Source organism: Pseudacidovorax sp., assembly GCF_017991995.1.
GTDB lineage: Bacteria > Pseudomonadota > Gammaproteobacteria > Burkholderiales > Burkholderiaceae_C > Xenophilus.
The window spans coordinates 77023-91249 of record NZ_JAGOPN010000007.1; the positions used below are offsets into that span (position 1 = coordinate 77023).

12 protein-coding genes are annotated in these 14227 nt (G+C 68.3%); 1 reads left to right on the forward strand and 11 read right to left on the reverse strand.

Features of this window, described 5'->3' with window-relative positions:
- Nucleotides 1-18 precede the first annotated feature (18 nt).
- The 4 genes from tssB to KBC94_RS11325 form a co-directional block, all read right to left on the reverse strand.
- Nucleotides 19-540 (reverse strand): type VI secretion system contractile sheath small subunit, encoded by a 522-nt coding sequence (gene tssB / locus KBC94_RS11310; protein WP_294370059.1) that lies wholly within the window; start codon nt 538-540, stop codon nt 19-21.
- Between the two features lie 130 nt (nt 541-670).
- A complete protein-coding gene (gene tssH, locus KBC94_RS11315; RefSeq protein ID WP_294370060.1) occupies nt 671-3385 on the reverse strand; it encodes a type VI secretion system ATPase TssH in 2715 nt (904 codons plus the stop codon).
- Nucleotides 3386-3825: 440 nt separating this feature from the next.
- The gene (locus tag KBC94_RS11320; protein ID WP_294370062.1) at nt 3826-4659 is read right to left on the reverse strand and encodes a ThiF family adenylyltransferase; all 834 of its coding nucleotides are present in this window, start codon (nt 4657-4659) and stop codon (nt 3826-3828) included.
- A 38-nt stretch (nt 4660-4697) separates the two neighbouring features.
- Nucleotides 4698-5609, reverse strand: coding sequence for a shikimate dehydrogenase (locus KBC94_RS11325; RefSeq protein WP_294370064.1), 912 nt, complete (start codon nt 5607-5609; stop codon nt 4698-4700).
- A gap of 288 nt (nt 5610-5897) precedes the next feature.
- Between KBC94_RS11325 and KBC94_RS11330 the strand changes: the two genes are divergently transcribed.
- On the forward strand, nt 5898-6650 hold the full coding sequence (locus KBC94_RS11330) for an IclR family transcriptional regulator C-terminal domain-containing protein (protein ID WP_234197997.1): 753 nt from the start codon (nt 5898-5900) through the stop codon (nt 6648-6650).
- Between the two features lie 3 nt (nt 6651-6653).
- Here the strand turns inward: KBC94_RS11330 and KBC94_RS11335 are convergent, their stop codons facing one another.
- The 7 genes from KBC94_RS11335 to trbF form a co-directional block, all read right to left on the reverse strand.
- A complete protein-coding gene (locus KBC94_RS11335) occupies nt 6654-7790 on the reverse strand; it encodes an acyltransferase (RefSeq protein ID WP_294370066.1) in 1137 nt (378 codons plus the stop codon).
- Nucleotides 7787-8749, reverse strand: a complete 963-nt coding sequence (locus tag KBC94_RS11340) for a nitronate monooxygenase family protein (protein ID WP_017760954.1) — start codon at nt 8747-8749, stop codon at nt 7787-7789. The genes KBC94_RS11335 and KBC94_RS11340 overlap by 4 nt, the downstream gene beginning before the upstream one ends.
- Nucleotides 8750-8855: 106 nt before the next feature.
- Nucleotides 8856-10646 (reverse strand): acyl-CoA dehydrogenase, encoded by a 1791-nt coding sequence (locus KBC94_RS11345; RefSeq protein WP_294370071.1) that lies wholly within the window; start codon nt 10644-10646, stop codon nt 8856-8858.
- A 368-nt stretch (nt 10647-11014) separates the two neighbouring features.
- Nucleotides 11015-11260 carry a DUF2274 domain-containing protein gene (locus KBC94_RS11350; RefSeq protein ID WP_012202365.1) on the reverse strand — a complete coding sequence of 82 codons (246 nt, stop codon included), beginning with the start codon at nt 11258-11260 and terminating at the stop codon, nt 11015-11017.
- Nucleotides 11257-12531, reverse strand: coding sequence for a TrbI/VirB10 family protein (locus KBC94_RS11355; RefSeq protein WP_016451557.1), 1275 nt, complete (start codon nt 12529-12531; stop codon nt 11257-11259). The genes KBC94_RS11350 and KBC94_RS11355 overlap by 4 nt, the downstream gene beginning before the upstream one ends.
- Before the next feature lie 2 nt (nt 12532-12533).
- Complete coding sequence (gene trbG, locus KBC94_RS11360) at nt 12534-13523, reverse strand: P-type conjugative transfer protein TrbG (RefSeq protein WP_012202367.1); 990 nt, start codon at nt 13521-13523, stop codon at nt 12534-12536.
- A complete protein-coding gene (gene trbF / locus KBC94_RS11365) occupies nt 13520-14224 on the reverse strand; it encodes a conjugal transfer protein TrbF (protein WP_012202368.1) in 705 nt (234 codons plus the stop codon). The genes trbG and trbF overlap by 4 nt, the downstream gene beginning before the upstream one ends.
- Nucleotides 14225-14227 lie beyond the last annotated feature (3 nt).

Genomic DNA, 14227 nt, shown 5'->3' on the forward strand with positions numbered 1-14227 from the left:
TGGTGGAGGTGCCGCCCTTCAGCGGTCCGTCGTGGCCGGCTCGGCATCGATCTGCCTGGGTGCCGCGCTCAAGGCCTTCAGCAATGCCGGGTCCTGCATCAGCTGGTTGATCAGGCTTTCGGCGCCAGCCTTCCCGTCCATGTAGGTCTGCAGGTTGGACAGCTGCGTCCGGGCCTCCAGCAGCTGCCGCAGCGGCTCGACCTTGCGCGCGACGGCTGCGGGCGAGAAGTCCTCGATGCTTTCGAACGTGATGTCGACCATCAGCTGGCCTTCGCCCGTGAGCGTGTTCGGCACGGCGAAGGCAACGCGCGGCTGGATCGCCTTCATGCGCTCGTCGAAGTTGTCGATGTCCACGTCCAGGAACTTGCGCTCGCCCACGGGCGGAAGCGGCTGCGCGGGCTTGCCCGACAGATCGGCCAGCACTCCCATGACGAAGGGCAGCTCGATCTTCTTTTCCGACCCGTAGATCTCGACGTCGTACTCGATCTGCACACGCGGCGCGCGATTGCGCGCAATGAACTTCTGACTGCTGTTGCTCATAGGCTCCCTGCTGGTTGATGAAGAAGGCTGACGACTCAGGAACGGAGCACGCGCTCCGGCGAGAGGCTTTGCGGTCCGGGCCTGGCTGTGCCGGCAGTGCGGATCCCAGGGTGGCAGCCCGCACGCACGCTCACGCCGGCACCTCCAGCGTGCTCGCGGCGCAGCGGATGCGGATCTGCGGCGTGGCGGCGCGAGGATCGCGCGGCTCGGACGTGGATATGTCGGCGTCGATCACCACCAGCGGCCGGCCCTGCTCCAGGGCAGTGAGCCAGCAGCGAGCGAGTTCGGGCAGCAGTTCCTGCTCGATGGCGGTGATCAGGCGGCGGACACCCGCTTCATGGTTGCCGCCCACCTCGCGCAGATAAGCGGCCAACCGCGCGCTCGCCTGCATTCGGATGCCGTGCTGTTCCTGGAGACGCCGGGCCACCCGGCCCAGTTGAAGGTCGACGATGGTCGACAGGTCGCGCGCTTGCAGGGGCCGGTAGGGGACGACGGTCACACGCCCCAGGAAGGCGGCTGGAAACACACGTCTCAGGGCCGGCATCGCGACCTCGGCGCTCAATGGCGCGTCCCCGGCGCCGGACGCCAGGTCGGCGGCGTCCATCAGCGCCTCCGCGCCGACATTGCTGGTCAGCAGGATGATGCAGTTCCTGAAGTCGATGCGACGACCCTCGCCGTCCTCCATCCAGCCCTTGTCGAACACCTGGAAGAAGAGCTCGTGCACATCCGGGTGGGCCTTCTCGATCTCGTCGAGCAGCACCACGCTGTACGGGCGGCGGCGGACCGCCTCGGTCAACACCCCGCCTTCGCCATAGCCCACATAGCCGGGCGGCGCTCCCTTGAGCGAGGACACGGTGTGCGCCTCCTGAAACTCGCTCATGTTGATGGTGACCATGTTCTGTACGCCGCCATACATGGCGTCCGCCAACGCGAGTGCCGTCTCGGTCTTGCCCACGCCGGAGGGTCCCACGAGCAGGAACACGCCCACCGGCTTGTCGGGGTCGGTGAGCCGTGCCTTGGCGGCCTGCACCCGGTCGGCGATGGTCTGCAGCGCTGAGTCTTGGCCGATGACCCTTGCAGCAAGCAGCGCCTTGAGCTGGAAGACCGCCTTCGCGTCGTCGCTGACCATGCGCCCGACGGGAATGCCCGTCCAATCCGCGAGCACCTGGGCCACGACGGACTCGTCGACCTGGGCCAGCGCCAGACCTGGCCGCTCGCGGACTTGTTGGTCCAACGCCGCGAGCTCCGCCGACACTGGTGATGCCGCGCCATCCGCTGCGTCGACGCCATCGCGCAGAAGGTCCTGCCGCAAGGCACTGATGCGCTGCACCAGCGCCACCTGCGCTTCCCAGCCCTGGAGCTGCCCGGCCAGCTCGTCGCGGGCCTGCGAGAGCGTGGTACGGACTGCCTGCAGGGACACCTCGGCGGAACCGCCGCTCAACCCGAGCCGGATCTGCTTCTGCAGCAGGTCGACCTCGACCTCGAGCGACGCCACCCGGTGGCGCAGCCGCTCCACGCCGGCAGGCGGTGCGTGCATGGACAGACCCACCCGTGCGCAGGCCGTGTCCAGCAGGCTGATCGCCTTGTCGGGCAACTGGCGGGCCGGCAGATAGCGGCGCGACAGCGTGACTGCCGCACGGATGGCTTCGTCCAGGATCACCACGCCGTGGTGGCGGGCAAAGGCGTCCGCGAGGCCGCGGACCATGTCGATGGCGGCGGCCTCCTCGGGCTCGGCGATCTGCAGCACCTGGAAGCGCCGCGTGAGTGCCGGATCCTTCTCGATGTGCCGCTTGTATTCCGCCCAGGTGGTCGCGCCGATGCTGCGCAATGCGCCTCTGGCCAGTGCCGGCTTGAGCAGGTTGGCGGCGTCGCCCGTGCCTGCCTGCCCACCCGCACCGACCAGCGTGTGGACTTCGTCGATGAAGAGGATGACCGGCGGCACGGCCTTGGTGGCATCTTCGAGCAGTCCTTTGAGCCGGCTCTCGAACTCGCCCCGGACACCCGCACCCGCAAGCATGGCCCCGACATCGACGCTCAGCAGCCGATGCTCGCGCAGTGCCGGCGGCACCTCGCCGGCAGCGACGGCCAAGGCGAGGCCTTCGACGACGGCGGTCTTGCCCACGCCCGCTTCGCCGGTGAGCAAGGGATTGTTCTGCCGGCGACGCAGCAGGATGTCGATGAGCCCGCGAACCTCCAGCTGACGTCCGACCACCGGATCGACCTGCCCGGCCCTGGCCTTTGCCGTGAGGTCGGTGCAGTAGCGCTCCAGGCCCGAGGCATCGTTTCTGCTGAGGGGGCCAGCACCCAGACCGGGTGCTGCTGCGGCATTGCCAGCGACTGCGCTCGCGCCGTCTTGAGGACCTTCACGCCCTTCGGGCGAGCCCTCGACGACCCGGGCCCAGGCCTGCGACAGCCGATCGACATCGATGCGGGCGAAGGCCGGGACGATGCGCAGCAGTGGCGCACGCCGGTCGGCCGATTGCAGGAGCGCCAGCAGCAGCCACGCACCTCGCACGCACTGGCCGCCGTACTCAATGCTGGAAATCACCCAAGCCCACTCCACCGCATCGCTGACATGGCGAGAGATGTCGGAGAGCGAGCTGGCACCAGCGGGCAACTCGGCCAGCGACGCCGCCAGGCCCGCCTCGATGTCTTCGGGCCGGAGATCGAAGTGGCGGACGATGCGGTGCAGGTCGCTGTCACCGGCCTGCCAGAGCTGATGCAGCCAGTGCGTGAGTTCGACGTAGGGATTGCCGCGCAGCCTGGCAAAGGCTGCGCCGGATTCGATGGCGCGGAACAGCGTCGTGTTCAGCCTGCCGAAGAGCGCCTTGCGGGAAACGGCCATCGCACAATGCTCAGCGGGGCGCTGTAAGGTTGTGCGTGGCGCACGCTGCCACCTCGCGCCGGGACATGCGCGGCGCCGCCATCATGGATGTATTCACGAGATCCTCCCTGCCATCGAAATCATGCACCTCGCTTTCGGGTGCTCGCTTCGATTTAAGCCGAGATGCGCAAGGATTCGGCGCCGCGGCCCCAGTAATGAAGAGACTTCGTGAAGTAGTCCACCAGGCTTTACGCGCCGATGTGGCGAAGCGCCTCAGGCGATGTGAAGGAAGGTTGCCGCAGCGTAAGAGGGCATGGATGCGCGCGTGGAAACCGGACACATCCCCTGCGCCTGGCGAAAAAAATGCCGCCGACCTTCACAGGCCAACGGCATCGATGCGGGCCCTGGCGGACCCGGTGCCTACGCCATCCCTGGCGGATGGCCGAGCGACGCTCGAGCGCTCAGTACTTCAGCGTCGCACTCTCACGCAATTCGTCCGCGGTCGCGGTGCCGAAGCCGAAGAACTCCAGGTACGCAGGAATCATCTCGAACAGCATGTCCGTGCCCACCTGCACCTGGCAGCCGCGCGCCATGGCGGCTTTCAGGAGCGGCGTGTACTCGGTCTTCATCACCACCTCGCCGACGAAGGTGGTCGGTGCGATACGCTCCACGTCGAAGGGCAGCGGATCGCTTTCCTTCATGCCCAGCGGCGTGGCGTTCACGACCACGTCGTAGCCAGCCGGGTCGTTGGAGCCCGTGCTCACCGTCAACTGCGGATAGTGGGCGCGCAGGCGCTCGGCCAAGCCTTCGACGGACGCCGTGTTCAGGTCGAACAGCGAGAGGTGCGCCGCGCCCGCCGCCGCGATGGACGCCGCAATGGCGCAGCCCACGCCACCCGCGCCGGAGACGAGCACGCGCGCGCCACGGAAGCTGCGCCCCTTGCGCTCCACGCCGCGCACGAAGCCGGCGCCATCGAACTGGTCGCCGAGCAGGGTGCCGTCATCGCGCAGCAGCACGGCGTTGCAGGCACCGGCGATGCGGGCCGTGGGCGTGGTCTCGTGCACCAGCGACATGGTGGTCACCTTGTGCGGCATGGTGACCAGCGCGCCGCGGATGTTGCTCATCCTGAACAGCAGCGGCAGGAAGGCCACGTAGTCTTCGGGCTTCACGCCCATCGGCACCACCACCGCGTCGATGCCCTTCTTGTCGAACCAGGGGTTGTAGATCATCGGAGCCTTGAAGCTCTCGGTGGGGTAGCCGATGTGGGCGATGAGGGTGGTCTTGCCGGAGATCATGGAAGCAGTGATGGGGGGCGGAAGAACGCGAAAAGCGATCAGCCCTGGCGGCCCCGTGGCGCCTGGGCGATCTCGGCCTGAAGTTCGGCCGGATAGATGATCTGCCGCAGAAAGCCGGCGTCCTCGCGCACGAGGGCCGCGGCCTGCGGCAGGTCGAAGTAATCGAAGTAATGCGCCATCTGCTGGATCAGCATCTCGAAGCCGGGCTGGGCCTGGAGGCCGCGCGCACGCGCGGCGCGCACCAGCGGCGTGGGCTGGCCGCGCAGCAGGATGTCGAACACGGCCGCGTGCGGCGCCATTCGGGTGACGTCGCAGGGCAGCGCTTCTTCGCCCTTCAGGCCGACCTGGGTGGCATTGATGACCAGGTCGTAGCCCGACGGATCGGCCGAGGGCGCGGCCACTACCTCGGCGTCGAAGGCGGCATCGATGCGGGCTGCGGTGCCCGCGGCCTTGCCCGCGGCCGGGTCATAGAAGGCGATGTGGCGCGCGCCGTCGTCGCCGCCGCCTTCAGCCAGCGACACGCCGATGGCGGCAGCGCTCACGCCCGCGCCCAGGATCAGCACCCGCTGCCCGCGGAAAGGAATGCCGAACCAGTCCAGCGCACCGACGATGCCTTCGCCATCGAACAGGTCGCCTTCGAGCTCTCCGCTTTTCGTGCGGCGCACGATGTTGACCGAGCCCGCCACGCGCGCGAACAGGCCGCAGCCGTCGAGCAGGTCCACCGCCAGCGGCTTGTGAGGCGGTGCGATCAGCATGCCCCGGACGTTGTGGCCGAGGAAGCTGGCCTTGAGCCACACGGCAAAGTCGCGGGCGCGCACCTGCACCGGCACCATCACGGCGTCGATGCCGCAGCGCTCGAAGACGGCGTTGAACATGCGCGGCAGGCGCACATTGGTGACGGGATCGCCAGGGATGAGGTAGAGGTCGGTCTTGCCAGTGATGGAAGCCATCGGGTCGTTCACTCCAGGAATCGGATGCGCGAATCGGATCGGTGTCGAGGCCGCAAGAACAACGGCCCGGACTGTAGACAGCAGGGTGCGGGGCCGTCAGTCGGGGGCGGATCGCGGCGTTCGATAATCGCCCAGCACTGAACGATCAACGAACGTCTTAAGGGTTTGTACGTGGTCTCTCGCCGCCTTGCCTCCACCCCCGTCTCCGAGCCATCGCACGAGGACGAAAGCCCCGATTCTCCGTCCTCCCCCGCAGGGAATGCACAGGACGGTCAGGCGCCCGCCGGCCTGGACCGGCGCGACTGGATCGCCGGCCTGGAGCGCGGCGTCGGCATCATTGAGGCCTTCGACGACGCCCATCCCCGCATGACGGCCAGCGAGGCCGGCCAGCGCACCGGCCTCACGCGCACGGCAGCGCGGCGCTACCTGCTGACGCTGCAGCACATGGGCTATGTGGCCAGCGACGGCAAGCTGTTCTGGCTCACACCGCGCGTGTTGCGGCTCGGCCAGTCGTACCTCGATTCGGCGCGGCTGCCGCGCATTGCACAGCCCTTCCTGCAGCGCGTGGCCGTCGGCACGCACGAGACGGCCTACCTCAGCGTGCTGGACGGCGACGATGTGGTCTACATCGCCCGCAACGGTCCGCAGCGGCAGATGAGCACCGGCTACGTGCTGGGCGCACGGGTGCCCGCGCAGGTGACGGCGGCCGGGCTGCTCATGCTGGCCCTGTTGCCCGAGGCCGCTTCGGCGGCCTGGTGGGCCGCACGCAAGCTGCAGGTCTTCACCTCCTTCACGCTGGCCGACCCCGCCGACCTGCGGCGCGAGATGGCCCGCGTCAAGGCCCAGGACTGGGCGCTGTCCGAACAGCAGCTGGACCTGAATTCACGCGGCATCGCCGTGCCGCTGCGCGACCGGCGCGGCGACGTGCATGGCGCCCTGAACATCACGATGCCCATGGGCCAGGAGAGCACCGAGACCGCCGTGGCCCGCGTGCTCCCCGTGCTGCGCGAGGCCGCGCAGGCGATGCGCAACCTGATCTGAGCCTCAAAGGCCGACGGCCAGGCCGCTGAGCAGCAAGCCGGTCCCCCAGACGGCCGGCGCGCGCCACGACATGGCACGCAACTCCACCCGCTCGTGCAGCATGCGGGCCGCGCCCACCGAAAGCACGAAGGCCGCAACCAGGGCGGCGAGGGCCTGCCACGGCGTCAGGGGCGCCAGGCCCGTCTGCGCCGAGGCGCTGACGAGCAGCAACACGGGAAAGTGGATGAGGAACAGCGCGTACGCCCAGGTCCCCAGCCGCCCCAGCGGCGCCCACACCGACAGCGCCAGCCATCCCCGCGGCTGCGCCAGCATGAGCAGCAAGGTGGCGACCAGCGCCAGCGCGATGCGGCTGCGCCAGTCGATCCACAGGGCGACGCCGCCCAGCAGAGCCAGCGCCAACCCGGCAGCGATGCGGGATCGGGGCGCCCGCAGCCGTCCTGCCCAGAAGGCCAGCATGCCCAGGCCATAGCTGCCGAAGAAATAGATGCCCGTGTCGTCCAGCGCGCTGTGCCGGTTGAAGACCACCAAAGAGGCGGACGTCAGCCCCGTCACCATGAGCACCGCCAGCGCCCGGGCCACCGAGGCGTCGAGCCGGCCCTGCCGCCGCCACAGTGCCGCCACCCAGAACAGCAGGAGCGCCAGGCCGTACAGCTGGAAGTCGACCGCCACGTACCACACGCCAGTGGACAGCGCGGGCTGGTTCAGCAGGTCCTGCAGCAGCAGCGCATGGGCCACCATCTGGACGAACGACGGCTGGCCCGGCACGTCGTCGCCCGGCAGCGCCGGACGCACGAGGGCTTCCACGAGCACGCAGGCCACCAGGGCCGCCAGATAGGGCGAAGCCAGCCGCACGTAGCGCTGGACAAGTCGCAGGCAGGGATGCCCCGCACGCAACTCACCCTCGGGTGCCAGGCTGGCCGCCGTCAGGAAGCCACCCAGCACCAGGAAGACCTGGACCGCCAGCCGGCCCTCGCGCCCCAGGACCTCGAACAGCGTCGGCGCCAACGGCCAAGCCGCCACGGGCAAGGGCCCGTAGCGGCTGAAGTGATGGGCCACGATCAGCAGGCAGGCCAGTGCCTTGAGTGCGTCGATCAGGGGCCAGCGAGGCGGCGGCGCGCGGCCGCCGGCGGCAGGGTTCAAAGTGCCAGGCGACGGCGGGCTTCTTCGTACTCGCGCCGCAGCGTGGCGACGAAGTCGGCCGTGGGCTGCACCTTCTTGATGGCGCCGATGCCCTGGCCGGAGCCCCAGATGTCCTTCCAGGCCTTGGCCTTGCTGCCCTCGCCCGACGCGAAGTTCATGGTCTTGACGTCGCCCTCGGGCAGGTTGGCCGGGTCCATGCCTGCCGCCACGATGCTGGGCGCCAGGTAGTTTCCATGCACGCCGGTGAACAGGCTGGAGTAGACGATGTCGTCCGAGTTGCTGTCGACGATGGCCTGCTTGTAGGCGTCGCTCGCGCGGGCTTCGTCGGTGGCGATGAAGGCGCTGCCGATGTAGGCGAAGTCGGCGCCCATGGCCTGCGCGGCCAGCACGGCACCGCCGGTGGCGATGGAGCCCGACAGCGCGACGGGGCCATCGAACCACTCGCGGATCTCCTGGATCAGCGCGAAGGGGCTCTTCACACCCGCATGGCCACCGGCACCGGCCGCAACGGCGATCAGGCCGTCGGCGCCCTTCTCGATGGCTTTCTTGGCGAAGGTGTTGTTGATCACGTCGTGCAGCGTCACGCCGCCATAGCTGTGCACGGCCTCGTTGACGTCGGTGCGCGCGCCGAGGGACGTGATGATGATCGGCACCTTGTACTTCACCACCAGCTCCATGTCGTGCTCGAGCCGGTCGTTGCTCTTGTGGACGATCTGGTTGATGGCGAAGGGCGCGGCCGGCTTGTCGGGGTTGGCCTTGTTGTAGGCCGCCAGTTCCTCGGTGATCTCGGCCAGCCATTCGTCCAGCTGCGCCGCGGGCCGCGCATTGAGCGCAGGCATCGAGCCGACGACGCCGGCCTTGCATTGGGCGATCACCAGCTTGGGGTTGCTGATGATGAACAGGGGCGAGCCGATGATGGGCAGCGGCAGGTGGGCGAGTGCGCCAGGCAGTCTGGACATGGGAAAGTCTCCTCTCGTGTGAATCGATGGTTCGGGCGAAGTTATAGGGGCCGACTGCCGCGCCTGCCGTCCGATGGGCGACAGGTGGGCATGGCCGGCGGCGGCCTCAGAAGGCTTCGAGCGGCAGGGCCGTGACGCTGGCCGCGCCACCGACGATGGCGTCGCGCGTGGCACCGGCCTTCACCAGAATGTGTTCGGCGTAGAAGCGCGCCGTGGCCACCTTGGCCTGCATGAAGGCCGCGTCCTGCTCCTGGGCCTCGGGCGTCAGCGCCACCAGCAGCGAGCGGCCCAGTTGCCAGCCAGCCACCAGGTTGCCGGCCAGCATCAGGTAGGGCACGCTGCCCGCGTACACCGCATTCGGGTCGCCCTTGGCCTGGCCGGCGATGAAGTCCACCACGTCCAGGTAGGCCTCACGCGCGGCCTTCAGGCGCTGCGCCACAGCTTTCGCGTCGTCGCTGGGGCTGGCCAGCAGTTCGGCCTCGGTCTTCTCGACCTGCGCCGCGATGGCACGCGCGGCCTGGCCGCCGTCACGCGCCGTCTTGCGGCCCACCAGGTCGTTGGCCTGGATGGCGGTCGTGCCTTCGTAGATGGTCAGGATCTTGGCGTCGCGGTAGTACTGGGCGGCACCGGTCTCCTCGATGAAGCCCATGCCACCGTGCACCTGCACCCCCAGCGAGGTCACCTCCAGGCTCATCTCGGTGCTGTAGCCCTTGACCAGCGGCACCAGGAATTCATAGAAGGCCTGGTTCTGTTTGCGCACCTCGGCGTCCTCGTGGTGGTGGGCGGCGTCGTAGGCCGCGGCCGCCACGCTGGCCATGGCGCGGCAGCCTTCGGTGTACGCCCGCATGGTCATCAGCATGCGGCGCACGTCGGGGTGGTGGATGATCGGCGCGCTCTTCGTCATCGAGCCATCGACGGGGCGACTCTGCACCCGCTCGCGGGCATAGGCCACCGCATGCTGGTAGGCCCGCTCGGCCACCGCGATGCCCTGCACGCCCACCGCATAGCGGGCGGCGTTCATCATGATGAACATGTACTCCAGGCCGCGGTTCTCCTCGCCCACGAGATAGCCGATGGCACCCCCGTGGTCGCCGTACTGCAGCACGGCCGTCGGGCTGGCCTTGATGCCCAGCTTGTGCTCGATGCTGACGCAGTGCACGTCGTTGCGCGCGCCCAGCGAGCCGTCTTCATCGACCATGAACTTGGGCACCACGAACAGGCTGATGCCCTTGACGCCCTCCGGCGCGCCGCTCACCCGGGCCAGCACCAGGTGCACGATGTTCGGCGCCATGTCGTGCTCGCCGTAGGTGATGTAGATCTTGGTGCCGAAGACCTTGTAGCTGCCGTCGGGCTGCGGCTCGGCGCGGGTGCGCACCAGGGCGAGGTCGCTGCCGGCCTGCGGCTCGGTGAGGTTCATGGTGCCGGTCCATTCGCCGCTCACCAGCTTTTCCAGGTAGGTCGCCTTGAGCTGCTCCGAGCCGGCCGTGAGCAGCGCCTCGATGGCGCCGTCGGTCAGCAGCGGGCACAGCGCGAAGCTGAGGTTGGCGCTGTTGACCATCTCGCCGCAGGCCGCGCCGATGGTCTTGGGCAGACCCTGGCCGCCGAAGTCGACCGGATGCTGCAGGCCCTGCCAGCCGCCTTCGGCGTACTGGCGGAAGGCCTCCTTGAAGCCGGGCGTGGTGCGCACCGCGCCGTCCTTGAAGGACGAGGGGTCGCGGTCGCCGGCCACGTTCAGCGGCGCGATCACGTCCTGCGTCAGCTTGGCGCACTCTTCCAGCACGGCGGCGGCGGTGTCCAGGCCGGCGTCGCCAAAGCCCGGCATCTGGGCGATCTTGTCGATGCGCGCCAGATGCTGGATGTCGAACAGCATGTCCTTGATGGGCGCGGTGTAGCTCATGGAAGTCTCCTCGGATGAAAGTGGCGGAACGGGTGACCGCCCAGGCGCAGGCGATCCCGCGGGGTATGCCGCCCCGCTGCCGGCGATGAAAAATGTCCGCTGTCAAGTCTTTTGTGAGGTCATGCAGCGGCGCAAAAGGTCTTATGGGGCAATAGGTTAGCCTAGATTCGGGCTGCGGCGCGCGCTTGCTGCATTTCTGGCTAGGTGCCACATGGGCGCTTTGCGGTGGCAAACGCAGGGGCGCCGCAGCGGGCAAGATCGCATAGCCATCTTATGCCCCGGCCTGTCGCAATCCATCCCCAGAAAGCGAAAGCGCAACCCGAGGGCTGCGCTTTCATCGTGAGTGGGTGGTGGATGCGTCCACATCGTCAACCCGACTTCGGCGGTGCGGCCTTGCCCCTGCTTCCCTTTCTGAATCCCCGATCCCCCGCCATGAACGTCTCCAGCATGTGCGGGATCAACGTCGTTGCATCGACGGCCTCGCCATACGTCTGCGCGTGCAGTGCGGCGTAGGCGTCCAGGTCGGCTTTCAGGCTGGCCGGGCAGGTGAACGTCAGCTTCGTGCTACCGCTGGACGGCAACGGGCCGAGGCGGAGTTTTCGGGCGGTACTCATCGCGCACCTCCAAGCTGATAGAACATGGGTTGGTAAGGACGCAACACGAGGTCGCGCGCCACGATCACCCGAACCGGCAAGCCCGGTCGTGCTGTCAGCGTCGGCTGGATGTTCATGTTGCGCCGAGTGATCTCCTGGCCGACCTGATTGATGCTGTCCTGTGCGCTGTCGCGCCCGGCGATGACGATGCGGTTGCCGTCCTGGCGGTTCTCCGGCGCGGCCAGCTCGGCGCCCACGCCCAGCAGCGTCGTCAACACGGCGCCGGCGAAGACGCGGTTCCAGTGCCAGTCCACGTCGTCTTCCAGGCCGGCGTAGCCGGCCGGGTCGGTGCCCACGAGGTTGTCGAGCGTCAGCGATGACGTGTCGGGCAGGATGACCCGGTTCCATACCACCTGTACGCGGCTCTGCCCGTAGCTGACCTGGCTGTTGTAGCGCCCGAGGATGCGCGATCCCTGCGGGATCAGCAGGAACTTGCCCGTGGCCGTGTCATAGACGGGCTCCGTGACGGTGGCGATCACATCGCCCGGAAGATCGGACTTGATGCCTGTGACCAGCGCCCCGGCGATCACCGTACCGGCCATCACCTGATACGGCGACGCCGGCAGCGCCAGGTTGCCGGAATTGCGGGTTTCCGTAGAGCCGCCTTTCAGGAACGCCTCCTTCTGGTCTTGCCGGTTCTGCGTGGCGGTCGGGTCGGCGGGCTGGGCCGCCGTCGAGGCCGGCCCGGCGGCGAGCGGGTCGAAGGCTGCGAGCGCGCTTGCAGCACCCGGCGCACCCGGCGCCGCCTGCGCCACCGTTGCGGCCTGGCCTTGGCCCTGGCCGCCGGAGCGGAAGAACACCGACGAAGCCGCAGCGGCTTCCGCCTCTTTGCGCAAAGCGTCATTCGGATCGTGGCCGGGGGCCGCGTAAGCGGCTACGGCCGGCTGCTGCGAAGCGACGATGGCGGGGCCAAGATCGCCCGGCAGCGGCGGCCCCAACTCGGGCACCTTCCGCAGCTTCGAGTAGTCGGAAGGCAGGCCATCCAGCCCCTCGGACTTCGATACGCGATCCACGTTGTAAAGCTCGGTCTGTTCGCCAGTGCCGCGCCGATGCGGCTGCAATGACCAGATCGTGGCCCCGAGCACGGCGACCGACAGGCCGCCGACGAGGACGGCCAGCGTGCGCCGGTTCAGGCGCGTGACCGGACGCGGCTGGGCGCGTAGCGCCACCGCCTCGGGCGCGACCTTGCCCGCCTGCGGCGTGGTGAGGTCGGGGGTGTCGTCCTGGCTCATGGTCAGTTCCCCCGCGTGCCGTCGGTGCGCTCGATCCGCACCACGTCGCCCTTGTCCCCGCCCAAGCGCAACTCGGCAGCGCCGAACAAGCGATCAACGATGAAATACGGCGAGCGGAAGCGGTAGTTCACCAATTGCCCGTCGCCCTGCGCACCGATCACGAACAGCGGCGGCAACTCGCCCTGGGCGATGCCGGCGGGAAACTGGATATATACCTTCTCGCCGTCATCGAAGGCGCGCAGCGGCTTCCACGGCGGATTGCTGCCACTGATGGCATAGCGGAAACGGATCTTCTCCAGCGACAGCCCGGTCTCGACCGGCGCGGCGGCGCTGGCCGCCTGCGCCTGGCGCTGCAAGGCGAGCATCTTGTCCTTGGGGTACTCCCAGGATATCGACGCCATCCATGTCTTCTCTGTCGAGGTCAGTTCCAGCAGATAGGTGCGTCGGCTGGTGGTTACAACGAGATTCGTCTTGAGGCCCGAGCGGATGGGCTTGACCATCACGTTCACGCGCAGCGCATCCCCGCTGCCGCTCGATGTGTCGCCCACGATCCAGCGCACCGTGTCGCCAGCGGCCACCGTCACCAGTTCCTCACCGGGCTGGAGCGCGATCACGGTCACGCGGCCCACGGCCGCATAGACCTGATACAGCGCGCCGTCCGTGAAAGGCCACACCTGAATCGCGTTGACGTAGCCCTCGCGCGTGGGCGCGACGCGCGCCTCGGTATTGGCCCGTGAGACGCGCACCTTCTCGTCGACCGGCTCCGGCGCCGGCTTGGCTTCTTCGCCCTCGGGCGCTGGCTTCAACTGTGCCGGCATCGGCAGCACCTCGGGCACAGCGACCGCCTCCACAGGTGCAGGCGGCTCCGGCAGCGGCTGCGCCTGCACCGGCTCATCGAGCGAGATGGTCGGCGGCGGCTTGCCCTGGGTGGCGCAGCCCGCCAGGGCCGCGAGCGCCAGCACGGAAACGTAAGTACGGAAAGACGGGTTCATGGCTTGGCTCCTTCGGAAGAATCCAGTTCGCGGCTCCACGACAGGCCGTTGACGTAGATGCCCAACGGGTTCTTGCGCAGGCGCTGTTCGGTGCGCGGGGTCTGCTGCACGATGGAAATCACCGCGTTCCAGCGTTCGGTGCCAGCAGGAGCGCCGTTGACGAAGCGTTGTTCCGTCCAGCGCACGTTGAAAGAGGCGTCGCTGGCGCGGGTCACGCTGGTGATCTGCACCGTCACCGACTCCTTGCCGATGCGCGCGAACGGATCGTTCACGCGGGCGTACTCGTTGAGCACCACGGCGCCCTTGTCGGTGGTGTAGTCGTAGGCGTCCAGCCAGTTCTGCCGCACCACGATCGGGTCGATGGACAGCGAGCGCACCAGGCCGATGAAGCGGCCCAGGTGGTAGGCGATCTGCGCATCGCTGGGCCGGTACGGCGTAGCGGCCTCGCCCACGGCGCGCACTTGGCCCGCGTTGTCCACCTCGATGACATAGGGTGTCACGATGGATTGCGCCGAGCGCCAGACCAGGCCCCCGGCCATCAGCACGGCCAGCGTGAGACAGCCGAAGGCCATGAAACGCCAGTTCTTCGCCTGCACGCGGGCCGAGCCGATGCGCTCGTCCCACACCTGTGCGGCGGATTGGTACGGAGTAGCAGGCTGCGGCGTGTCGGCATAGCGCACCTGCGGTCGTTTGAATCGCATGGG

What these genes read in the sequence shown, in the direction of transcription:
- tssB (WP_294370059.1), bottom strand. Translation starts at nt 540, where the DNA reads ATGAGCAACAGCAGTCAGAAGTTCATTGCGCGCAATCGCGCGCCGCGT.
- tssH (WP_294370060.1), bottom strand. Translation starts at nt 3,385, where the DNA reads ATGGCCGTTTCCCGCAAGGCGCTCTTCGGCAGGCTGAACACGACGCTG.
- KBC94_RS11320 (WP_294370062.1), bottom strand. Translation starts at nt 4,659, where the DNA reads ATGATCTCCGGCAAGACCACCCTCATCGCCCACATCGGCTACCCCACC.
- KBC94_RS11325 (WP_294370064.1), bottom strand. Translation starts at nt 5,609, where the DNA reads ATGGCTTCCATCACTGGCAAGACCGACCTCTACCTCATCCCTGGCGAT.
- KBC94_RS11340 (WP_017760954.1), bottom strand. Translation starts at nt 8,749, where the DNA reads ATGTCCAGACTGCCTGGCGCACTCGCCCACCTGCCGCTGCCCATCATC.
- KBC94_RS11345 (WP_294370071.1), bottom strand. Translation starts at nt 10,646, where the DNA reads ATGAGCTACACCGCGCCCATCAAGGACATGCTGTTCGACATCCAGCAT.
- KBC94_RS11350 (WP_012202365.1), bottom strand. Translation starts at nt 11,260, where the DNA reads ATGAGTACCGCCCGAAAACTCCGCCTCGGCCCGTTGCCGTCCAGCGGT.
- KBC94_RS11355 (WP_016451557.1), bottom strand. Translation starts at nt 12,531, where the DNA reads ATGAGCCAGGACGACACCCCCGACCTCACCACGCCGCAGGCGGGCAAG.
- trbG (WP_012202367.1), bottom strand. Translation starts at nt 13,523, where the DNA reads ATGAACCCGTCTTTCCGTACTTACGTTTCCGTGCTGGCGCTCGCGGCC.
- trbF (WP_012202368.1), bottom strand. Translation starts at nt 14,224, where the DNA reads ATGCGATTCAAACGACCGCAGGTGCGCTATGCCGACACGCCGCAGCCT.